The organism is Candidatus Liberimonas magnetica (assembly GCA_020523885.1).
GTDB lineage: Bacteria > Elusimicrobiota > Endomicrobiia > Endomicrobiales > JAFGIL01 > Liberimonas > Liberimonas magnetica.
Window position 1 is genome coordinate 25,187 of record JAJAPY010000023.1, and the last position, 21,714, is coordinate 46,900.

General features: G+C 36.9%; 23 protein-coding genes. 12 read left to right on the forward strand and 11 right to left on the reverse strand.

The genetic code is table 11. The annotated features are described in order from the left end of the window. The 10 genes from LHV68_12685 to tpiA form a co-directional block, all read right to left on the reverse strand. The gene (locus LHV68_12685) at window positions 1-1,047 is read right to left on the reverse strand and encodes an AI-2E family transporter (protein MCB4792723.1); all 1,047 of its coding nucleotides are present in this window, start codon (window positions 1,045-1,047) and stop codon (window positions 1-3) included. A 10-nt stretch (window positions 1,048-1,057) separates the two neighbouring features. Further along, a complete protein-coding gene (locus LHV68_12690) occupies window positions 1,058-1,525 on the reverse strand; it encodes a cyclic nucleotide-binding domain-containing protein (protein ID MCB4792724.1) in 468 nt (155 codons plus the stop codon). 74 nt (window positions 1,526-1,599) lie between these two features. Next, window positions 1,600-1,899, reverse strand: a complete 300-nt coding sequence (locus LHV68_12695; GenBank protein MCB4792725.1) for a YbaB/EbfC family nucleoid-associated protein — start codon at window positions 1,897-1,899, stop codon at window positions 1,600-1,602. Window positions 1,900-2,172: 273 nt separating this feature from the next. Further along, window positions 2,173-3,168 (reverse strand): HEAT repeat domain-containing protein, encoded by a 996-nt coding sequence (locus LHV68_12700; GenBank protein MCB4792726.1) that lies wholly within the window; start codon window positions 3,166-3,168, stop codon window positions 2,173-2,175. A gap of 59 nt (window positions 3,169-3,227) precedes the next feature. Continuing rightward, complete coding sequence (locus LHV68_12705; protein ID MCB4792727.1) at window positions 3,228-6,197, reverse strand: GAF domain-containing protein; 2,970 nt, start codon at window positions 6,195-6,197, stop codon at window positions 3,228-3,230. 93 nt (window positions 6,198-6,290) lie between these two features. Continuing rightward, window positions 6,291-8,042, reverse strand: coding sequence for a chromosomal replication initiator protein DnaA (gene dnaA / locus LHV68_12710; protein MCB4792728.1), 1,752 nt, complete (start codon window positions 8,040-8,042; stop codon window positions 6,291-6,293). 158 nt (window positions 8,043-8,200) lie between these two features. Next, complete coding sequence (locus LHV68_12715; protein ID MCB4792729.1) at window positions 8,201-9,283, reverse strand: glycosyltransferase family 4 protein; 1,083 nt, start codon at window positions 9,281-9,283, stop codon at window positions 8,201-8,203. A gap of 9 nt (window positions 9,284-9,292) precedes the next feature. After that, window positions 9,293-9,940: a deoxyribose-phosphate aldolase gene (gene deoC / locus LHV68_12720; protein ID MCB4792730.1), complete on the reverse strand. Its 648-nt coding sequence runs from the start codon at window positions 9,938-9,940 to the stop codon at window positions 9,293-9,295. A gap of 67 nt (window positions 9,941-10,007) precedes the next feature. Next, the gene (locus LHV68_12725) at window positions 10,008-10,430 is read right to left on the reverse strand and encodes a hypothetical protein (protein ID MCB4792731.1); all 423 of its coding nucleotides are present in this window, start codon (window positions 10,428-10,430) and stop codon (window positions 10,008-10,010) included. Window positions 10,431-10,508: 78 nt separating this feature from the next. Next, on the reverse strand, window positions 10,509-11,267 hold the full coding sequence (gene tpiA / locus LHV68_12730) for a triose-phosphate isomerase (protein ID MCB4792732.1): 759 nt from the start codon (window positions 11,265-11,267) through the stop codon (window positions 10,509-10,511). 351 nt (window positions 11,268-11,618) lie between these two features. On the opposite strand from tpiA, the gene LHV68_12735 reads away from it, so the two are divergent. The 11 genes from LHV68_12735 (at window position 11,619) to LHV68_12785 (ending at window position 20,511) form a co-directional block, all read left to right on the forward strand. After that, window positions 11,619-12,137 (forward strand): tetratricopeptide repeat protein, encoded by a 519-nt coding sequence (locus tag LHV68_12735; GenBank protein MCB4792733.1) that lies wholly within the window; start codon window positions 11,619-11,621, stop codon window positions 12,135-12,137. Further along, window positions 12,118-12,945: a shikimate dehydrogenase gene (locus LHV68_12740; GenBank protein MCB4792734.1), complete on the forward strand. Its 828-nt coding sequence runs from the start codon at window positions 12,118-12,120 to the stop codon at window positions 12,943-12,945. Before LHV68_12735 ends, LHV68_12740 begins: the two co-directional genes overlap by 20 nt. Window positions 12,946-13,167: 222 nt before the next feature. Further along, window positions 13,168-14,163 (forward strand): hypothetical protein, encoded by a 996-nt coding sequence (locus tag LHV68_12745; GenBank protein MCB4792735.1) that lies wholly within the window; start codon window positions 13,168-13,170, stop codon window positions 14,161-14,163. A gap of 38 nt (window positions 14,164-14,201) precedes the next feature. After that, window positions 14,202-14,873, forward strand: a complete 672-nt coding sequence (gene ispD / locus LHV68_12750; GenBank protein MCB4792736.1) for a 2-C-methyl-D-erythritol 4-phosphate cytidylyltransferase — start codon at window positions 14,202-14,204, stop codon at window positions 14,871-14,873. Between the two features lie 8 nt (window positions 14,874-14,881). Beyond that, window positions 14,882-15,349 (forward strand): 2-C-methyl-D-erythritol 2,4-cyclodiphosphate synthase, encoded by a 468-nt coding sequence (gene ispF, locus LHV68_12755; protein ID MCB4792737.1) that lies wholly within the window; start codon window positions 14,882-14,884, stop codon window positions 15,347-15,349. Between the two features lie 13 nt (window positions 15,350-15,362). Then, the gene (locus tag LHV68_12760) at window positions 15,363-15,950 is read left to right on the forward strand and encodes a hypothetical protein (GenBank protein ID MCB4792738.1); all 588 of its coding nucleotides are present in this window, start codon (window positions 15,363-15,365) and stop codon (window positions 15,948-15,950) included. 5 nt (window positions 15,951-15,955) lie between these two features. Then, window positions 15,956-17,371, forward strand: a complete 1,416-nt coding sequence (gene cysS, locus LHV68_12765; protein ID MCB4792739.1) for a cysteine--tRNA ligase — start codon at window positions 15,956-15,958, stop codon at window positions 17,369-17,371. Beyond that, on the forward strand, window positions 17,364-18,089 hold the full coding sequence (gene rlmB, locus LHV68_12770; protein ID MCB4792740.1) for a 23S rRNA (guanosine(2251)-2'-O)-methyltransferase RlmB: 726 nt from the start codon (window positions 17,364-17,366) through the stop codon (window positions 18,087-18,089). The genes cysS and rlmB overlap by 8 nt, the downstream gene beginning before the upstream one ends. After that, window positions 18,061-19,563 (forward strand): glycosyltransferase family 39 protein, encoded by a 1,503-nt coding sequence (locus LHV68_12775; protein MCB4792741.1) that lies wholly within the window; start codon window positions 18,061-18,063, stop codon window positions 19,561-19,563. Before rlmB ends, LHV68_12775 begins: the two co-directional genes overlap by 29 nt. Before the next feature lie 296 nt (window positions 19,564-19,859). Next, entirely contained in the window at window positions 19,860-20,330 is a 471-nt protein-coding gene (locus LHV68_12780; protein ID MCB4792742.1) for a PIN domain-containing protein, read from the forward strand. Window position 20,331: 1 nt separating this feature from the next. Then, window positions 20,332-20,511 (forward strand): hypothetical protein, encoded by a 180-nt coding sequence (locus tag LHV68_12785; protein MCB4792743.1) that lies wholly within the window; start codon window positions 20,332-20,334, stop codon window positions 20,509-20,511. Between the two features lie 229 nt (window positions 20,512-20,740). Here LHV68_12785 and LHV68_12790 read toward each other — a convergent pair whose 3' ends face one another. Continuing rightward, entirely contained in the window at window positions 20,741-21,037 is a 297-nt protein-coding gene (locus LHV68_12790) for a hypothetical protein (GenBank protein MCB4792744.1), read from the reverse strand. Window positions 21,038-21,477: 440 nt separating this feature from the next. On the opposite strand from LHV68_12790, the gene LHV68_12795 reads away from it, so the two are divergent. Further along, on the forward strand, window positions 21,478-21,711 hold the full coding sequence (locus LHV68_12795; protein ID MCB4792745.1) for a hypothetical protein: 234 nt from the start codon (window positions 21,478-21,480) through the stop codon (window positions 21,709-21,711). Window positions 21,712-21,714: the final 3 nt, after the last annotated feature.

A 21,714-nucleotide genomic window follows, 5' to 3' on the forward strand; every position in this document is an offset into this window, starting at 1 on the left:
TCATCCTATATCACGTGTTATAGGATGCTTGCCCATAAGCACAGAAACCACTGTTTTTATTATCGCGGCCACAGGTACAGCCAACAACATGCCGACCATACCATAAAGTTCAGCGCCCGCCATAACTGAAAAGATCATTAAAATAGGCCCGACATTTACGGTTCTTTTCATTAAAATAGTCTTTATTACATTATCATCAAGAAATCTTATTATAGTAAACAATATCAAAATATTAATAATTATAGACATCGTTCCGAATTTCATAAAACCGATTATTAAAACCGGGAGAATAGCAATCGCAGGGCCAACATAGGGAATAAAATTTGAAAGGCCCGATACTATACCCAATATCAATGCATAATCTATGCCCAATATAAAATATCCTGCTATACTAAGTATGCCAACAAAAATCGACTCTAAAATCTGACTTCTGATAAATTGGCCAAGTATTTCATCTATTTCAAAGATAAGACCGAGGCTTGTTTCCGTAAATTCACTCGGTATCGCATTAAATATCCTTTGCATTATCACGTTGCCGCTCAATAACATGAAAAATATCAATATCGGTATCAAGACCAATAAAGAAAAAACGGAAAAAAGATTCATTATTATCGTAGGTGCTTCCTTTACTTGTGATAATAAAAATTCATTTGCTTTTTGAATACCGGTTTCTATTACTGCTTTATCCTTCAGAATAGGATATTTTTGTTCCAGGTTATCTTGAAGGCCCTTCATAACGACCTGGAATTTTTCGAATTGCTGCGGAAGGTTGTTATTTAAAACAGTGACTTCATTAATTATCTTGGGCAGGAAAAGAATTAAACTGCCTACGAATACAAAAAGAAATAACGTATACAGGATGCAAACAGATATCGAGCGTTTAAGCCCCATTGCCTGAAGTTTTGTTATATACGGGGAAAGAATATATGTAAAAAGAGCAGAAAGTATAAACGGCATTAACATATCTCTTATGAAATATATAAACCATAACACAAAACATGCCGCTAAAATTAGAAATGCAACTTTAAATATTTTTCTTTCTAGCATATTTTCCCCTTCAACTTTTTGCAGCGTCGTTTGTCTTATTAAAACGTGTGTCAATTATTTCCTTCATTTTTATTCCGATAGAAGGGTCTATCTCAAGGATTGCGTCGAATTTGACTTTATAAATAAGGATAAGCGTACAATCCGTTACTGCTTTTACAGTGGCTGTCCTCGGGACCTCTTTACTAAGAGCAATCTCGCCGAAAAAATTACCAGGGTGGAACGTATATATCTTTTCCCTGTTCTGATATACAGCAACTTCGCCTGATTTTACAATATACAGGGCTCTGCCCAGGTCTCCTTCTTCAAATATTACCTCATCGGACAAATAACTCCTTTCAAAAGATATTTCCAGTATCTCATTCAAAGCTTTTTTGTTCAGATCAGAGAAAAGAGAGACTGATTTTAAGAAGTCGCGCTTTTTTAAATACTCCTCATCAATAAATATTTTTCTTAATATCTTCTTTAAGCTCATAGCCATAATTTATCCCGCTAAAGATCATTAATCCATTTTTAGAATTTCCCTTTTATTCCGACAATATTTTTTAAAAGAGTTTACATCAAACCTGGAATTTTCATGCCGCCGGTCAGGCTTTTTGCTTCTTCCATCATTGCAGCTTGTGCTTCTTTTGTTGCTTTCTTTAATGCGCTTAAAATATCTTTCTCCAGTTTTTCTATTCCCTGATTTACTGCGTCCTGCGACAATTTTATATCCAGTATTTCCGATTTTGCATTTATTTTAACCTTAATTCCGTTTTCTTCCGTATCGATTATCTTTTCTTTAAGAGACTTTTCCATTTCGCTTAACTTGCTTTTCATTGCTGCTGCTTCTTTTATCATTTTAAACATATCCATTATGGGACTCCTTCGGCAGGAGCCGCAGGCTCCCTTGAGTGACGCTCCTCCGGCTTCAGCCTGAGGCTTCTTTAATAACGCGGCCTACTGTGACTTCATTTATTTAGTTTGATGGAATCCATTTAGGGACTACATCATTATGCATTGCCTACTCCGCCGTAGTAGCCTTTATGGCTACGAAGGCCGGGTATCTCCCGACAAAAGTCGGGAGTTTTCATGTCGCATGTAATAATGTGACATCCCGCCACGGCGGGATACATCGAGATAAAGAACTTATTGCTTCTTTTTAATTTTATTCACAGGTTTTACCGGCTGTTCAACTTTAGGTTCACGAATTTTTATCTTCATTAAAGCTGCTTCAGCTGCTTGTTTCACGTTAGGGTCAGTGTCTTTCATGGCTTTATCAAGAGCAGGTTTTGCTTTTGCTCCTCCGATGTCACCTAATATCGCTGCTCCGGCTATCCTTATAGAAGGGTCCTGGGCATTCATTGCGTCCAATGCAGCGTTTAAACCTGCTTTCGAATTTATCATAGTTAAAGCACCAGCAGCAGACAACCGTACTTTAATATTTTCATCTTTTAAGAATTTATTAAACAGACTCTCGCTTTCTTTATCTCTTAAGTTTCCGCATATCCTTATTGCTTCAGCTCTCATATTAGGATCATTTTCATTCATGACTTCCCTGACGGCAGGTAGGCTTTTCGGGTCTTCTATCCTTCCTAATGCAAAAAGGCACGAACGTTTCATGCCCGGGTCCTGAGATTTTAAATTCTCCATAAGCACGGCCACGGATGACGGGTCCCTTAGAGTACCGATGGCATTTACAGCTGCATATTGCACACCTTTAAATTTATCTTTGAGCGCCATATGAAGTGCGGGCACAGACTTTGGATCACCGATATAATTTAAGGCTACAGCAGCGCTTTGCCTGACAGCATCTTGAGGGTCATTAGACAGGATATTGATCAAATCGTCTGTTACATTTCCTGCTCTCATCAGGCCGAGAGCTTCTATAGCAGCTATCTTTACAAATTGATCGCTGTCTTTGAGGACACCTCTTAACGGCTCTATCGCCCTTGGATCCCTAAGCATGCTTAATTTTTCAGTAGCCTGTCTCCTGATGGAAGCATTTTTATTTTTTAATTGAGCGATGCTTTCGGTATAAGGGTCGCTAACTGCTTCTTTCGCAGCATTTGCATTGGAAGCCGTTTCTGCCTTTACAAAAGTACTTATTGTCATACACATTGCCAAAATCAAAATTCTCTTCATCTTCTTATCCTCCCCTTTGAGTTATTAGTTGTGTGTTGTTAGTTTTACAGTTGTTTAAATCATTTCCCTCCTAAATTATATTTATTTGCCGTATTCTTAGCCACAGGGATGATAAATTGAAAATTTGCACCGCGCTTAGGTTCAGAATCTACCCAAATGTTCCCGCCATGTATTTCAATTATGGATTTTACTATAGCAAGGCCTAACCCTGCACCGGAAACAGTTTTGTTAACAGTTGATTCAACTCTATAGAATTTATCGAACACTTTTTTACGGTCTTTTTCAGGTATGCCAATACCTGTATCTTTTACTCCGAACAGTACATGGTCGCCCTGATCCGTAGCATGGATAACGATCTTTCCTCCGCTGGGAGTAAATTTTATACTATTTACCATCAAATTGTCAAAAATCTGATATAATCGCTTGGCATCGGCAAGGACAAACGGCATGTTTTCCGGCAATTCAAGGCTGATATCAATTTTCTTTCCGAACATTGCAGGCGGTATATTCTCTATAACAGTATGTATAAGTTCCACAGCATCTACCGGGCGAATATTCAACTTAATCTTTCCTGATTCAATTTGTGAAATATCCATTAATTCAGAGACCAGCGTTATAAGACGGTCTATAGACTGGTCTGCGATTTTGAGAAATTTTTCCTGTTGTGAATTAAGTTTTCCTGTATTGCCGTTTAATACAACTTTAACAAAACCTTTAATAGCACTGATAGGCGTTTTGATCTCATGAGAAATTACAGAGATAAATTCATTTTTTACCCGGTCAAGCCTTTCAAGCTCATTCTTTGTATCGCGTAAAGAATCATATAACCGTGCATTCTCAATGATTATGGCCGCTTGATGGGCAATTAATTCTGCTAAGATTAAATGGTCCTTTTTGTACGAATTTGCCTGGTGTTTACCTATCCTTAAAATACCAATGACCCTGTTTTCCGCTTTTAAAAGCACTAGAATAAGAGAACGGATATCAAGCAGCCTGAGAACCTGATTTTTTATTTGAGGGTCGATCGAAGCATCGGGGCTCATGAACGATGACCCTTCACGGAAAACCTCGGCTAAAAAAGAATTAGGATCATCTACCTTCACTTTTGTTTCTATCGCATCCTGTCCTACCGTAAAATAACCTCCGGGCTGGCTGATAAGTTCTCTTGTATCTTCTTTATACAAGGATAGGTCACAGAGGTCCGCATTAAATGCTTTTGTGGCAGTATAGACTATTGTCCTTAATGTTTTTTCCAGTTCAGGTTCGCTCGATATTGCAGATGATATCTCTTGTAAAGTTGTTAAATCATGCACCCTGTGTTCTAATTCCTGGTATAGCTTTAAGTTTTCAATGATACTTGAAATCCTGTCAGAGATCAGTTCCAAGATACGCAAGTCCTCTCTGCCGAAAGCCCCCTCTATTTTATTTGCTACAGCGATCACTCCCAGGATCTTTTCCCCCGATGACAACGGGACCAGGACCAAAGACTGTATATCAAATATATTGGATAAAAATGGAAGGGCATCTTTGGCCATTGTATTGAAGATATGGCTTTTATTTTCAGTAATAATCGATTTAAACACAGTGATATCATTTATTTTTAAACGTAAACTTGAAAAATCCTGGCTCTGTATGCCGAAAAACGGAGGGTATGGTATCATTTCTTCAGTATCATTTGAGTAAAGAAAAAAACCGCAAGCCTGTACAGAAAGCAGTTCTTTTATATTTTTTACAACTACGGTTAATATCTCAGAGAAACTGGATTTTGAAGCAGATGCGGTTAAAATATCCGAAAGAGCTTTCATTTCTTTTGCTTTTTGAATAAGCCGGGAGTTCGTCTGTATTAATTCTCTGGTAGTTGAAGATACTTCTATGCCCAGCCTGCGGTTATATTCCTGTATCCTTTCATATAACCTGGCATTGCACAGGCCTATAGACAGGTATTCAGCCAACGTAGACAGCGTCTTCATCTTATCGGGCGTAAAATAATTCTTTTCGTAGCTATTTGCATTTAGAAGCCCCTCACACTTCGAATCGATAACTAACGGGATAAAGACAAAAGATTCCAGCCCTTCTTTTTCATTCAGCATTAGAGTTACTGCAGAATTTTTCTTGGCTATATCGTTTATTATGATCGGCTGGCATTCATTAAAAGATTTTCCAGCAAAATCTTCCCCAGGGTTCAGACGTATATTATGGACTATGTCAGGAGATATCCCGCGCTGATTTTTGATTCTTAAAAAACCATCGTCTTCCAGCATTAACACGGAACATGAGACACTTTCAAATTTTTTCTGTATTATATTCAGAACAGTATTAAAGATCTCGTTTATTTCCATACTGGAGGTTAATATTTTTGACGCAGAAAAAAGCATCCGCAAAGTGTCCGAATTTTCAGCAAATTTATCATTTATGTTATTTAGTTTTCTCGATATCTCCTGCCATATACTGTGATTAGTTTTTAATTTAAGCATTGTAAATTTATCTTTCTCAATCTGATCAACAAAATACTTTAATTCTTTAAGCGGGCTAAAAATATTTTTGTCAAGATATAAATAAATACCGAAAATCGACAAAACCCACCAGAACAGGAATAAGCCAATTAAAAAATGCTGATTTTTATTTAAAAACAACCACTTCAGTATCGATTCAGGTTTAGGCCAGAGCTTTAGATATCCCAATATCTGATTGTTTATTTTTAAAGGCAGTTTAAAACTGATCATATCAAGAAGAAATTGCCTCTTCTGCTGTCCATGAAGTAATATTACCGTATCATTTTTATCTACAATTATGGCATTGACAATACCCGGAATTACCGAAATATCCTCAAGTATATTTAATATTTTTTTAGAACTTACGTTACCCGACAGGGCTTGGGACAATATGCCAATCCTGGATTCAAAAGAGGGCTTAAAATCGGTGGGGAAAGACGACCTTATCCACAAATACGCGGATACAAGGCAAATTATACTTGCAGTAAAAATTATAAGGAAAAAAGATACGATATACTTAAATATAAGCTTTTTCATTTTATTTATTCACACACCTTTCTTGTATTATGAGAGTTATGAACCGTGAGTCTTAGACTCAAAACCCAAAACACATGACTTATTATAGACTTTTTATGAATGCTGTTTTAATAAAGTGATATCTAAAGATAGGTTCAGATACCTGTAATCTTTATTAATATCTATCCAGGGAATCAATTGCAAAGATATCTGGTTCTCATCCATAACCGAAGCAATCATATTCAAAAAATCTTCAGGCTCAATATTTGTTTCAGGTGGAGGGCCGATTATTATAGCTATTTTTATATCTTTTTCTTTACACGGGCTGACAAAAAAATTATAATCTATTTTTTCAGAAAATAAATATGACCGTTCTAGTATGCCTTCCAATTTAAATTTTAATTTATGCTTTTTTATTATATCCCGGAATCTTTCCTTGCCTTTTGACAACTCTTTTTCTTTCCCTTCCGGATAGAAAAATGCCACCTCGACCGGTTTTAAGTCAGTATCCTGCTCTTCTTGTTCTTTAGCTGTCTTTGAAGCGATAGCCTTGGGAGGAAGAGCCGCTGATTTCGATATTAAAACAACATCTTGATCCGATAAAGGTAAAACCGGTTTTTCCGCTATCTGGCTATCAGTCCCGTTTGATACCGGAATAGGTGACGGCATAGGTGATGTTTGCACTTGATTTTGTGCTTGATGCTGTATCTGAGGAGACTTCAGTACATAAACCTTGGAAGGCTGCAGGCTGGTTTCTAATTGCTTTGAAGTTTCTTCTTCCGGTAAAAGCTCCACCATAAGAGATTTAACCAGATCCATATTCACTTCCTGGTGCGTTAATGACGCATAGGCATTCACCCTTTTTAAAAAGCCTTCTAATTCTCTGATGTTTGATTTTAATTTTGAAGCTATATAAAGCAATATATTGTCATCAAGCTCAAGCTTTTCGATCTCACCTTTCTTTTTTAAAATCGCTACCCTGGTCTCAAGGTTGGGAGATTTTATATCTGCGATCAACCCCCATTCAAAACGGCTCCTGAGCCTGTCCTCCAAAGAAGTGAACTGTTTCGGCGGCCTGTCCGATGTTATAATGATTTGTTTCCCGTTTTGATGCAAAATATTAAAAGTGTGGAAAAATTCTTCCTGGGTGGATTCCGATTCTTCGAGAAACTGTATATCATCCATCAGCAATATGTCAATTTTTCGGTAATGCTCTCTCATCACATTTAAATTATTATTCTTTAAAGCGTTTATAACATCGCTCATGAACTGTTCCGTGGTGGAATATATAATGCGTGCCGCCGGGTTTTTCTTTTTTACATAATGGCCTACTGCATGCATCAGGTGTGTTTTTCCGAGGCCTACTCCGCCGTAAACAAAAAACGGGTTATAAATCCTGCTCGGGTTATCTGCTACAGCCTGGGCTGCTGCCGCTGTAAAACGGTTGTTAGGGCCTATCACGAATTGTTCGAAAGTATAGGATGGGTTTAAACTCATGGCCTCGAAAGCGAATGTGTGAGCCGGTTGGCTATTTTTTTCGTTTTCAACAGCAGGATCTACTTCCTTTTCAATTTTCATCTTGTTATTATCATCTTCCCAGCTTGTTGCCTCGATGATCTGTCCATTCTGACATAACTTCCTTAAAGTTTCAGTTAAATTCTTAAAATCATTTTTTCTCAACCCATAAAAATAAATCAGAAAATTAAATTCTCTATCAAATTTTAAAGAAACAGGGTTGCTTATTTTATACGAGAAATTACTGATTAACGAATTGATATCAAACTCATCGATATTCAGCCGCAGCTGCCACCTGGTTTTATCTTCATTATCTGGAAAATAAATCAATTCCCATTTTCTAAAGTTCATAAGTATTAAATTAAAACGGCAAGCTTACAGGATGTAATTCATATTAGAGTATTATAATTATATATTAATAAAAAGTCAATAAATTCGAAAATATTGATATTAATAAAAATCAATGAATTTTTAAGCTTTTCTTCAATTTAAAAGGTATGCTTTTACGATTATTTTCCGAGTACGTCATTATAAATATTAACAGTTTCTCGTACGGTTTTCTCATATGAGAATATTTTTGAACGGGCAATCCCTTTTTCTATCATTTTTTTCCTTAAACCTTCATCGGAAATTACCTTATAAATTGCATTTGAGAGCCTATCTATATCTTGCGCGTCGGTCATTATCCCTGCATCACCTACGACTTCCGGCATAGAGGATGAGTTTGACGTTATGACAGGGCATCCGGACGCCATGGCTTCAAGTGGCGGCAGCCCAAAACCTTCGTAAAGCGAAGGGAATACAAAGACATCCGCGCCGCAGTAATATTTCCGTAATTCTTCCTGGTTTAGGACTTCCGGCATTAAGACAGAGTTTTCTATAGAATAAGCAGCTATCATTTTTTGTATCTTTACGATATAATCTTTTTTTCCGTTCCCTACTAATACTAATTTATGAGATATTTCATTTTTCTTTTTTAGCCTATTAAATGCTTCTACCAGAGTATGTACATTCTTATGAGGCCTGAGCGCACCCACGTAGAGGATATATTTTCCTATTTTTTCCCGAACCTCTTTTGCCAATTCTAAAGACGGCTTAAAAACAGGGTTTATTCCAATATAAATCACTTTTATCTTTGAAGGTTCTACCCGGAAATGCTTTATAATATCATTTTTAGTATTTTCAGATATCGTCATTATCCTTTGTGACTTTTCGCATGCCGAAGCCAAAAAGAATTTTGCATAATAATAAGCAGCTCTGGAGGATAAAAATTGAGGAAAAAGGATATGTATCAAATCATGGATAGATACCACCATCTTTCCGCTGTAAAAATAAGGTATGTTATAATGGGGTTCATGGAATATATCTACCTTTGAGTTTTCTATCATTCCCGGGAGTTTTAATTGCTCTGTAATGCTATAAATTGGAAATTTAGCTTCTATGGTTTTTATCCCGAAATGATTTAACTTTGCAGGGTCGCCAAATAGTAAATATTCGTTCTTATCAAAATCCTTTATATGTTTCAACAATAGCTTTATATAAGTCCCTATCCCGGAATTGTCTATCATCCTTGCATCTATGCCGATTTTCATAAAAATCCTTTAGGATCCTTTGACCAAATTACGGGATGTTCCTAGCCGGGTTGCACCGGCATTAATAAACTTGAGCGCATCGAACGATGTTCTAATCCCGCCTGCCGCTTTAATCCCGATATCAGAACCTATGGTCTTTCTAATCAGTTTTATATCTCCCAAGTTGGCACCTGACGGCCCAAATCCTGTAGAAGTTTTAATAAAATCAGCTTTTGCTCTTTTTATCAGTTTAGCAACTGTTATTTTTTCTTTCTTTGTCAAATAGCAAGTCTCTATGATTACTTTAAGCACCCTGCTTCCTGCGGCTTTTCTTACAGCTTTTATATCATTTAAAACAAATCTCATATCACCTGACTTCAAGGCTCCGATATTTATTACCATGTCAAGCTCATCGGCACCGTTCTTTACGGCATCTAAAGCTTCACAGACCTTTATTTCTGTCGTAGAAGCTCCAAACGGAAAACCTATTACAGAACAGACTTTTACATTATTTTTCCCAAGGAGCTTTTTGCAATAGTTTACATGGCAGGGGTTCACACAAACGCTGGAAAAATTATATGCCAGAGCATCTTTGCAGAGTTTTTTTATTTCTTTTTTTGTTGCATCCGGCCTTAACAAAGTGTAATCTATGAACTGAGCGATATTTTCTTTTTTCATACAATTTTTTATAGGATTTCTAATGTGGTAATTAAGACTTGGGTTTTGATTTTTTTACTATATTTATTTATTTGGAAAGTTGTTTTATGTGCTTTTCAGCCAGGACCTTCTGGTCCTTATCTTCCGACAACTCCAATACTTTTTTCCACATGTTCAATGCCTTAGTATTCATTTCTTCTTTTTCAAAAAGCATTGCAAGATAATAATAGGCTGGCACTAAATTTTGGTTATCTTTCAAGGCTTTTTCCAATGATTCTTTTGTTATTGGATGATCATATTTTTCGAAATAACCGTTTCTTTCCAAATGCTCAACCCAAAACTTAAAGCGGGCTGGTATTTCGCCCGCGATCTTTTCCAGTTTTGATACAGATTCCTCGACTTTTCCTTCCTTGAGTAACGCAAACACCTCTTTTAGACCGAGGTCGCCGGCATAAAGAAAAGCCGAACAAAACAGCAAAACCAAAAAAGTTATAATTTGGTTTTTTCTCATAGATCTCTACTTAAAGATTATTTGGGACTCTTGGAAAAGTCCTCAACACTCAGAGATTGTTGGGGTTTTTCAACAATCTTATTTGTATTTTACGATTTTTGTAAAAGACTCTATCTCTAAACTTGCTCCGCCCACAAGGGCTCCGTCAATATTAGGCTGTTTCATTAATTCAGCTGTGTTATCCGGTTTTACCGATCCGCCGTAAAGTATCCTTATTTTATCCGAAGAATCCTGCCCGTACATTTCTTTGTACAGTTTTCTTATATAAGCATGCACTTCCTCAGCTTGTTGCGGAGAAGCTGTCTTTCCTGTTCCTATTGCCCATACCGGTTCATAGGCTATTACTAAAATATCAGCTTGTTCTTGGGTCAATCCTTTAAGGCCGTTCTTCATTTGGCGTTCAATGACATTAAAAGTAATGTTTTTTTCTCTTTCTTCTAAAGTCTCTCCTATACATGCGATAGGAATAAGACCTGCTGTAAAAACCGCTTTGATCCTTTTGTTCACGGTTTCATCGGTTTCGCCAAAATACTGGCGCCGTTCAGAATGCCCTATAATAACATATTTACATTCGGCATCCAGAAGCATCGGTACAGCTATCTCCCCCGTAAAAGCTCCTTTGGCTTCCCAGTGTACATTCTGTGCACCAAGGTTTATATTTGATCCTTTTAAAACTTTTGATACCGAATTTAGCGCAGTAAAGGCAGGACAGACAAGTATATCCCTGTCTTTCACATCCGACAAATTGTTCTTTAGGCCTGTTACCAGTTCCAAAGCTTCAGCTACGTTCTTGTGCATTTTCCAGTTTCCGGCTAATAAGGGCTTGCGTTTATTCAAGTTAATTCTCCTTTATGTCGCGTTCCGCCTTTTGGGCGGAACTTACCCGCCTCTCGGCGGGATTGTTCCTGCTCGAAAGGTAACTTTTTCGCAGGAACGCTCCTAGAGGGAAACTATGTTTCCCTTCTACGTTCAGATAAGAAGATAAACTTCTTATCTTCACTGAACCCTTCTAATTTGTAAACTTCCTTATTCTTGTCGCGTTCCGCCTTTTGGGCGGAACTTTGTGGAAGATGGCATAGGAAGAAACCATTCCATGCTGTTATTTTTGTTATTTTATCACTTTTTTATCAACAAATCAAGAAAAATTGACTTTTAAGTTTTTTTTTGCTAAATATTCATTGATAAATTATGATTTTTTTAAAATTGATTTTTGGTATTTTTTTCCTGTTTTTAGGATTAATTTACCTATATAAACCAAACCTTGTTTTGGCAATAAACAGAATAGCCAGAGATATATTTTTTAATGACAAGACAGTTTTACTAGAAAGAAAGAAATTAGCTATCCTGTTATTTTGTGTGGCCTTTATTTCTTTATATATGGGGCTTACTAGTTTAGCATCTTTTTTTGAGAACCAGAATAAAAAAATTTGGTTCATTGAACCGATAAAATATTCGATGTATATAGCAACTCAGGATTACTATGCAGGAAGGTATAAGAGTGCCATTGAAAGGTACATTAAGATACTTCCTCTGTCCGATGACCAGCAGAATGTGCTGAAATGCATGGCTTTTACATATATGGAAATGGGAGAAAAAGATAAGGCAAAAGCATTATTTGATAAATTGCTCCAATTAGATCCTGATGACCAGGTAGTTAAAATAAAACTGCAAAAATTAAAGGCTAATAATGAAAACAAGTCAAACTAGACTAACAGGCATTTTCGGTTATCCTATAAAACACACCTTATCTCCTCTAATGCATAATACGGCATTCAAGTATTTGAACCTTGATTTTTTTTATTTGCCTTTTGAAATAAAACCAGAGGAATTAAAAGAAGCGATACATGCTATCCGTGTGTTGAATATAGCAGGGGTAAACCTTACTATCCCTCATAAGGAAAATGCACTTAAATTCCTGGACAAAATCGACTTTTTAGCCAAGAAGATAGGGAGCGTCAATACTCTTGTCAACAAAAACGGCATTCTTACAGGCTATAATACTGACGGTCTTGGTTTCTTAAAAGATCTGATTAACCATGAAATAAATCCTAGAAATAAAACAGCAATTTTAGTAGGCGCAGGCGGCGCAGGCCGTGCTATAGCCTCTGTTTTAAGCCATGCCGGAGCAAAAATTATATACATAACCGATAAAGATGAAGCTAGGGCAAAAAAACTGGTAAGGTCTGTGAAAAATTCCAGGTTTGAGCCGTTTATTAAGTGGCAAAAAAGGATAAAAGAAACGAGTTTATTGGTAAACGCTACTCCCCTAGGGATGCACGACAATGACCCATCGCCAGTTAATATCGAAAATTTAAATAAAAAAACCTTTGTTTATGACGTTATATATAACCGTAAGACAAAGCTCCTGGAATTCGCTAAAAAGGTCAAAGCCAGGCATTGCAGCGGGATCGGCATGCTCCTTAATCAAGGCGCTCTTGCCTTTGAACTGTGGACCGGCAAAAAAGCCCCGGTGAAAGTTATGGAAAAAGCTCTATTAAAAGCTTTAAATAAATAATTCAGCCCGAAAGGGCACGACAATTTAAATTTCAACTTAGAAGGGTTCAGTGAAGAAAGTCACGCAATGCGTGGCTTTCTGAACGCCGAAGGGAAACTTGGTTTCCATCGGGGAGCGTTCCAGCGAGCAGTTTCCTATCGAGCTGGAACAATCCCTCTCCCGCAGAGCGGGAGAGGGTAAGTCCCCGCCCAGGGCGGGGACGCGACAACGGAGGTGATAACATTGCTCATATGGATTATCAGAGGTTTGATTTTAATTACAAGCCCGATCGTAAGTTATTTTTACATTTCCCAGAATTTTGAGGGTATAATTATTGGATTTTCAATCGCATCGATTTTTGTTGTGGGCGAGATCATTATTCAGGCGATCCCGTTAGATACTATTATCGCGGGGATACTCGGGATCATTTTTGGCTTGATCGGAGCCAAATTACTTGATTATATCGTCTATTTGACGGATAATACCCAGCTTTATGAATGGTTAAAGAATTATTCGCTTTTGATCAAGATAATCTTTGCCTATTTTGGCCTTGTAATAGCAGTAAAGAAAAAATCAGAGTTAGACCTGTTAGACCAGGATATCTTAAGGAAAAGAAAACATAAAAGGATCAATGAATTAGTAATATTGGATACCAGCACATTGATCGACGGCAGGATTACGGATATAACTGAAACCAAGTTTTTATCCGGAGCTTTCCTTGTTCCAAGGTTTGTGCTCCAGGAATTACAGGCCTTGGCGGATTCTAGCGATACCCACAAAAGAAACCGCGCAAGAAGAGGCCTTGACATCATAGCACAGCTCCAGAAGGACGAGACTGTGACCATAAAAATCGTTGATAAAGATTTTCCTGACCTAACCGGTGTCGACCAAAAACTCCTGCAATTAGCAAAAGACCTAGAAGCAAAGATAATCACTACGGATTTTAATTTAAATAAAGTTGCGGCATTGCAGGGTGTAGTGGTTTTAAACATAAACGACTTATCTAATGCCCTTAAGCCGATCTATTTACCAGGAGAAAAAATGCCGCTTTTTGTGGTAAAAGAAGGTAAAGAACGCAGCCAGGGAATAGGTTACCTCGATGACGGCACCATGGTAGTAGTCGAAGACGGCCGTAAATACGTGGGTAAAAGAATAGAAGTGATAGTAAATTCTATTTTGCAGACGTCATCAGGCAGGATGGTCTTTACAAGGTTTTTACAGGACCATAACAATGATTAAAACCCAAGCTCCGGGATTGGGTTGAAAGGGAATAGGAAATGAAAGCTGCTGTCATAATAGCTGCAGCAGGTTTAAGCAAAAGATTCGGCTCCAAAAAGCCAAAACAGTTTTTATTATTGAATAAACTGCCTGTTTTTCTATGGAGTGTTATCGCATTCTTGAAGATAAAAGAAGTTAAACAAATAATACTTGTTGTACCTCAGGATGCTGTAAGAATTCTAAAAAAACACGAAAAGAAGTACGGCTTCACACTTATAGCCGGCGGAAAAGAACGTTTTGATTCTGTTAAAAACGGGCTGAAAGCACTAAATAGAAATATCGATATCGTTGCTATTCATGACGGGGCAAGGCCCCTTATATCGACCGATACGATCAGAAACTGCTTAAATGCCGCAAAAAAATACGGTGCTGCCATTGCGGCACTTGATATAACCGATACTGTAAAGCTGTGCGACAAATCTTTGGCCGTTAAAAAAACTATCTCCCGCGACCTGGTCTGGAGGGCTCAAACACCTCAGGTCTTCAAAAGAGAGGTCATTGAGAGGGCTTATTCAAGATTAAATTCAAAAAATGTCACGGACGATTCCCAGATCGTGGAATCATCCGGATACAGAGTTAAAATCGTGAAGGACAGGCCCTCGAATATAAAGATCACAAAACCCAAAGACCTGCTACTTTGTAAACTCTTTGTAGGAAATAATTTATTATAGGAAAGCTTATGTATATCGGATTAGGCTATGATGTGCACAGGTTCACGAAAAAAAAGCCGCTGGTACTCGGGGGCATAACATTAAAAAGCCCTTTGGGCCTTTTGGGGCACAGCGACGCAGATGTCTTGACACATTCCCTCATGGACGCAATACTTGGCGCATGCGGCCTTAAGGATATTGGCCATTATTTCCCGAACACGGACCCGAGACTGAGAAACATATCAAGTTTTATTCTTCTTGAAAAGGTATTATCACTGCTCAAAAAACAAAAAAAGAAGGTAAATAACATAGATATTACGATAATAGCTCAAAAACCCAAAATAAGCCCTTGTGTAGAAAAAATTAAAAAAAACCTCTCTAAAACCCTAAGAATACCGGTTTCGCGCATCGGTTTAAAAGCTACTACAAACGAAAAAATAGGATTTATTGGAAGAGGAGAGGGCATAGCTGCAATAACCGTGGTTAGTATACTGTGAGTAGAGGAAATTTATGATAAAAATTATTTTTTTTCTTTTCTTAATTATCTCTATCCCAATTGCAGGGTTTCTTTGGTATATGGGTTTCTTTGATACGCTGGCTATAGGGGTCGATAAATCCGGCCATTACTGGCTCGTATATGAAAAAATAAAAGGCGACTACAGGCAGGCCGGAGACTCCTGCGGGAAAGTATCCAGGTGGCTTTATGCAAACAATATTCCCGCATCAAAAGAATTCGGGATGTATTTCGATAACCCGCAAAAAGTCCCCAAGAATGAATTAAGGTCGATAGCCGGTGCACTTATAGACGACAAAGATTCCGATAAGATAGAACAGATAAAACAGGAATTTTATATCCAGGAGATTTTCCCTCTTTCTTGTATAAAAACAAGTTTTCCTTACAAAAATCAGCTTTCCCTAATCCTCGGTATTTTCAGGGCTTATCCGGAAATAGCAAAGTATGCAGAAATAAATAATTATACTCAAAATTACGAGGCCAGTATAGAAATATATGATGAAAAGGCAGGGCAGATAACCTATTTTACTCCTATCGAACAAAACCTTAACCTGGTTGACAAGTACTATAATACAGAAAAATAATGCCTATCTTAACATACAATACCTTATCCAGAAAAAAAGAAGAGTTCATGCCCTTAAAAGACAAGCTTGTCAGGATGTATGTCTGCGGAGTCACACCTTATGATGAAGTACACCTGGGCCATGCACGGGCTTACGTCACTTTTGATATAATAAGAAGGCATTTTGAAAACACAGGGTTTGAAGTAAAACATATTCAGAACTTCACGGACGTAGATGACAAGATAATCAACCGCGCTAAAGAAACCGATATACTGCCTTCAGCGCTGGCGCAAAAATATATTGACAGCTACTTTTTAGAGATGGACAAACTAAACATAAAACGGGCAGCAGAATACCCCCGGGTAACCCGTAATATTCCTCAGATAGTTGAATTTGTAAAACTTTTGATAGATAAGGATTATGCTTATATTACCGAAGACGGTGTCTATTTTTCTATAAACAAATTCCCTGCATACGGAAAACTCTCAAAAAGAAACCTTGATGAGCTAAAGAGCGGCGCCAGGGTAGAAGTTGACGAGAAAAAAAACAACCCTCTTGATTTTGCTCTGTGGAAAAAAACAAAACAGGACGAACCCGAAGAAGTATCCTGGGACAGCCCTTGGGGCAAGGGAAGGCCAGGCTGGCATATAGAGTGTTCGGTCATGTCAACGAATATTTTGGGCGAAACCTTTGATATACACGGAGGCGGCCAGGACCTTATTTTCCCGCATCACGAAAATGAGCTGGCCCAGAGTGAAGCAGCGACAGGCAAACCTTTTGCAAGATACTGGATACATAACGGTTTTGTCACAATAAACAAAGAAAAGATGTCAAAATCCCTGGGGAATTTCTTTACCTTGAAAGATATATTTAAAAAATATGAACCCAGGGTCGTCAGGTATTTTCTTCTTTCCCAGCACTACAGGATGCCGCTTGATTTTTCCGAGGAAGCCCTAAAACAGGCAAAGGCTACTCTTGACGAGCTTGACTCCACTTACAATAAAATAAAGATAAAAAATATCGACCTTAAGGCTGGTTATCTTGAAGATGTGCTTTCAGAGTTTTACTCTTGTTTAGACGATGATTTTAACACCGAAAAAGCGCTGTCTGTCATGCACATTTTGAAAAACTCAATATTAAATAACCTTTATAAAGCAGACATTCTCTGGATATCAAAAGCTCACAATACTTTTGTTAAAATGATAGAGCCTTCCTTGGGCATTAAAATTCAAAATAACGGCTATACCAGAGAAGTAAAAGAAAAAATAGAAAAAAGAGAAAAAGCCAGGCTTGAGAAAAACTGGGCCGAAGCGGACAAACAGAAAAAAGAACTCCTTGAAATGGGGGCTGTTTTTGTCATAGATACGCCTGAAGGCAAATCTATTTCTTCCGCATCTCCGGACAGTCCAATCTTTGTTCGAGCAGATAAAGCCAATGAGTGAAATAATTTCAGGCAGAAACCCGGTTTTTGAGGCCTTAAAATCTCAAAAGACAATAAACAAAATTCTTATTTCGACCCAGGCACACGGATCTTTATTAAAGGATATCGTAAAACTTGCAAGGGAAATGAAGATTCCTGTCCATCATGTGCCTCCTGAAAAGATAGATTCTTTATCATCTGAAAAAACCCAGGGAATAATAGCCGAAATTTCACCAGCAGAATACTTAGACATATATTCTTTAATAGAAAAAGTAAAAGATATAAAAAAACCTTTAATAGTAATTTTAGACAGCATTGAAGACCCTCATAACCTCGGCGCGATAATAAGAAATGCCGTAGCATTCGGAGCAGACGGTGTGGTAATAGGAAAATGGCATTCCGCCAACCTGACAGAAACCGTAAGCAGGACTTCTGCCGGGGCAATCCAGCACATACCGGTAGCCCGGGTCACAAATATCGCTGACACTTTAAATACCCTAAAAAAAGAAGGATTCTGGATTACAGGCGCAGAAAACAATAATAAGTCTATCCGGGAAACTGAATTTCTTTTCCCTATGGCACTTGTGATCGGGAGTGAAGGAACCGGCTTAAGGCATTTAATAAAAGAACGATGCGACATACTGATCTCTATCCCTCAGAATAAAATCATCTCATCTCTGAATGCGTCCTGTGCTTCTGCCGTAATTTTATATGAAATTTCCAAATCCAGGAATAATTAATCCAAACCTGTTTAACTCTAAAAACTTCTTATGGGCTGTTTTAATAACCGTTCTATTGGCAGGGACTGCCGTGAGGTTTTATAAACTCGATTTCCAGTCGTTAAAAAACGATGAGATCACATCCTGGTATATGAGCAATAAACAAACCCTTTCAAAAGTTTTTACCGATGTTATCAATTCCGATGTTTACCCCCCGGGATACCACGTAATAGTTTATTTTACTGAAAAAGTATTGGGAGACTCAGAAAAAGCCTTACGGCTGCCCTCTGCTGTTGCAGGAAGCATTTCAATACTGATCATGTTCCTTTTGGGCAGTAAACTTTATTCATATAAAGAAGGGCTCTTAGCATCAGCCTTAATAGCTTTTTTACATTTACCGATATATTATAGCCAGGAAGCACGGGCGTATTCCCTGCTTTTGCTTTTTAGCCTAGTGTCATCTTATTTCGGGGTCCTGCTGATAAAAAGTACCTTTGAGAAAACAAGATCTTTATATACTATAGCTGTATGTTATGTTTTAAGCTCTATAATAACTTCCTATTTGCATTATTTTGGACTGTTTTTCATATTACTCCAGGGATTTATGGTTTTGCTTTATTTTAAACAAGTAAGTAATATAAAATTTATATTAAAAACATATTCTTGCGTACTATTAGCATACCTATTTTGGCTGCCGTACATGTTGTTTCAATTGAGGCACAATTTAACATATATAAGCGATCTTTATGATCCTGTGTTTCTTGATTATTTTCTATTCCTCAGAGCTGCCTTTAACAACTCTACTAAAGTCTTAATGTTTATACTGCCGATATATTTATTCTTTTTTATTAAAATCATTTTCAGAATAAAAAAAACAAAAATAGAAGATTTTTTTCTGAGCACTGATTTTTTTCTTTTCTTATGGGCTGGCTTGCCCTTTTCAATTATTTATGCAAAATCCGAGATAACATCCCCTTTATTTACTTACAGCCTTCTAATAATATCCCTGCCTGGCATATACCTGCTATTTGCGCGTTCAATCACTACATTTATAAAAAACATAAAAATAAATATAATATTTCAGACAGCATTGATTTGTTTATTCCTTTATCAACTCATCTTCATAAAGGGTTACTATACATATCCTAACAGACCCCAATGGCGACAATCTGCGCAATTTTTAATGGAAAATATTCATGCCTACAAGAACTCTTTGGTAATAAGGTATAGTTGGTCACCGTTTCTGTTTAATTATTACTTTAGAAACTCTGATTTATCCAAAGAAACAATTGAATGGACGAACGAAAATGACCCCTCTTATGAAAAAATCAGCAAAATTATATCTGAAAAGAAAATAGAATATGTCTGGTTATTTAGAGTTGACAAACCAATTGATTTAAATCTGTTGAATTCACTTAAGGATCACTTTAAACTACTTGAATACAGAAAATTCTTTAAGTCCGAAATATGGCTTTTTAGGTCAAAAACAAAATAAAAACATTGAGCCAAACGGAGGATCCCGCCTTAATGTACTGGTAAACCTATATTTTCAAGACCGTTGGATAAATAATGTATTTTGTTTAAAATTTGACAATTATTCAGAAAAACTGCTATATATTTTGCATTAGTGCCTATTCAGCTTCCGCCGCAAAATTTGGCGGGCAAGAGTTTGGAAGTATGCCGATGTAATTCAATTTAAAAGATTTCCTTTTTCATATTTTTACATCTTGCTTTTTGCTTCTTTTCAAAGTATAATTATGAACATAAGATATAAATTTTCAGGAGAATTATTTGAAGAAACTAAAACTATATTTAGACACGTCTGTTTTTAACTTCGCTTTAAGCGATAGGACCGGTGATGAAAACGCCAAGACAGCAACAGAAAAGCTTCTGCAAAAAATTAAGCAGGACATTTATGATGGATATATATCTGAACTGGTTATGCGCGAGGTGATCAGAGCACCGGAACTAAAAAGAACTGCATTAATAAATCTTATAAACGACTTAAACCTTGAGTCATTGGTTATAGTTAAAGAAATTGAAATGTTAGCAGAGAAGTATATTGAAGAAGGGCTTATACCCAAAAAGTATCAGGAAGATGCAATTCATATAGCCATAGCATCAATTAATGACCTTGACGTAATAGTTAGCTGGAATTTTGAACATATGGTTAAATTAAAAACACGAAAGGGAGTCATAGCTGTTAATGAACTGATGGGATATAAAGCTATAGAGATAATTACACCGCAGGAGGTAGATTAACATGTATAAGTATAAAGAGCCGGAATCTATGAGAGAGATACATGAAATACGTTTAAAACTTCACGAAGAAGAGAAGAATTTAAGCATTGAAGAAAAGATAGCTAAAATACATAAAGAAGCTCAGGAAGCAATAAAAAAATATGGCATTAAATTTAAGACTAAAAAGCATAAAGCTGCCTAAATTTCATTTTCATCGTTAATTTGGGATGTATAAAAGAGCCGTTTTTTACAAACAGCTCTTTTATTTTATCCATATAGTGGTTTTTGGAACATATAATTAAGCCACAATGCTATAATTTGTCACATTATTAAGAAGAATAAGTCTTAAGTCTATAGATACAATTAATCGCAAAAAGGATGTCATTCCCGAAATTTGTAATCGGGAATCCAGAATAAAATAGTTAGTGAAGTTAGAGAAGCCAGGCACTGTTTCTGGTCTTTCGAAATGCTTGTTTTGATGCTATAAAAAAGCTGTAATCGTTACTGCGTTCCGGTTCTTTTTTGTGAAGGAATATCTTGTGTGCCTGTTCAATAGTCCCTAGTTTAATTGACTGGTCTATACTTTCATCCTGGCCGAAAGTATGATCTAAAGCAACCGGCTCACAGTCATTATTAGTACCGGATATCTCGTGCATTACAACACCATATCCGCCAAAGCATGGCATTACATATTTACAGTAATCTTTGATAATGAATCCTTTCTTCATAGCCTTTAGCCCTCCTTCGATTTAGTGACCTGCTTCACCAATATAGTAAACAGCATATCTCAAATCGGCAACTAAGCCGATTTGAGATAATTTAATGTTTTCTGTAAAATCTTTCTTACACCTTCTTTTGAGATATTTTTAAGTATCTTTGCGGTTTCCGAAAGTGACAGAGGCTTACAATGCCTTTTTGAGCCGACTCCGCACCTGAGTTCAACAATTTTCGAGATAAATGGTGATTGGATTTCTGATCATTTCGGAGTGTAGTTGGCAGGTTATGAATGTCCAAAGAGTGAAAGTAAACTGCAATTGTCAAAACGTTAACTTATATGTTAATTACATTTTTGACATACTTAGGCCACAATGCTATAATTTGTCACATTATTAAGAAGAATAAGTCTTAAGTCTATAGATACATAATTAACGCAAAAAAGATATATTTTGTGTGGAAAATATTAACAATAATAGCGACGATTTCAATAATTCTATCTTTATTTAGAAAACAAAATGCAGTATGGGGTGGTGCAACTATCGGCCTGGTTCTGGGTATAATAATTGCTATGTTCAACAAATTTAATTGGTCTATCACATACAAAGCAGTTGTTATCGGAATCATAATTGGTTTTGTAGCCGATTTACTTGGACTCATTTCAGATTTATTAAAAAAGAAATATTAGCAA

Coding starts and splice junctions, on each gene's coding strand:
- LHV68_12685 (MCB4792723.1), bottom strand. CDS start 1,047: ATGCTAGAAAGAAAAATATTTAAAGTTGCATTTCTAATTTTAGCGGCA.
- LHV68_12690 (MCB4792724.1), bottom strand. CDS start 1,525: ATGGCTATGAGCTTAAAGAAGATATTAAGAAAAATATTTATTGATGAG.
- LHV68_12695 (MCB4792725.1), bottom strand. CDS start 1,899: ATGGATATGTTTAAAATGATAAAAGAAGCAGCAGCAATGAAAAGCAAG.
- LHV68_12700 (MCB4792726.1), bottom strand. CDS start 3,168: ATGAAGAGAATTTTGATTTTGGCAATGTGTATGACAATAAGTACTTTT.
- LHV68_12705 (MCB4792727.1), bottom strand. CDS start 6,197: ATGAAAAAGCTTATATTTAAGTATATCGTATCTTTTTTCCTTATAATT.
- dnaA (MCB4792728.1), bottom strand. CDS start 8,042: ATGAACTTTAGAAAATGGGAATTGATTTATTTTCCAGATAATGAAGAT.
- LHV68_12715 (MCB4792729.1), bottom strand. CDS start 9,283: ATGAAAATCGGCATAGATGCAAGGATGATAGACAATTCCGGGATAGGG.
- deoC (MCB4792730.1), bottom strand. CDS start 9,940: ATGAAAAAAGAAAATATCGCTCAGTTCATAGATTACACTTTGTTAAGG.
- LHV68_12725 (MCB4792731.1), bottom strand. CDS start 10,430: ATGAGAAAAAACCAAATTATAACTTTTTTGGTTTTGCTGTTTTGTTCG.
- LHV68_12735 (MCB4792733.1), top strand. CDS start 11,619: ATGATTTTTTTAAAATTGATTTTTGGTATTTTTTTCCTGTTTTTAGGA.
- LHV68_12740 (MCB4792734.1), top strand. CDS start 12,118: ATGAAAACAAGTCAAACTAGACTAACAGGCATTTTCGGTTATCCTATA.
- ispD (MCB4792736.1), top strand. CDS start 14,202: ATGAAAGCTGCTGTCATAATAGCTGCAGCAGGTTTAAGCAAAAGATTC.
- ispF (MCB4792737.1), top strand. CDS start 14,882: ATGTATATCGGATTAGGCTATGATGTGCACAGGTTCACGAAAAAAAAG.
- LHV68_12760 (MCB4792738.1), top strand. CDS start 15,363: ATGATAAAAATTATTTTTTTTCTTTTCTTAATTATCTCTATCCCAATT.
- rlmB (MCB4792740.1), top strand. CDS start 17,364: ATGAGTGAAATAATTTCAGGCAGAAACCCGGTTTTTGAGGCCTTAAAA.
- LHV68_12775 (MCB4792741.1), top strand. CDS start 18,061: ATGAAATTTCCAAATCCAGGAATAATTAATCCAAACCTGTTTAACTCT.
- LHV68_12785 (MCB4792743.1), top strand. CDS start 20,332: ATGTATAAGTATAAAGAGCCGGAATCTATGAGAGAGATACATGAAATA.
- LHV68_12790 (MCB4792744.1), bottom strand. CDS start 21,037: ATGAAGAAAGGATTCATTATCAAAGATTACTGTAAATATGTAATGCCA.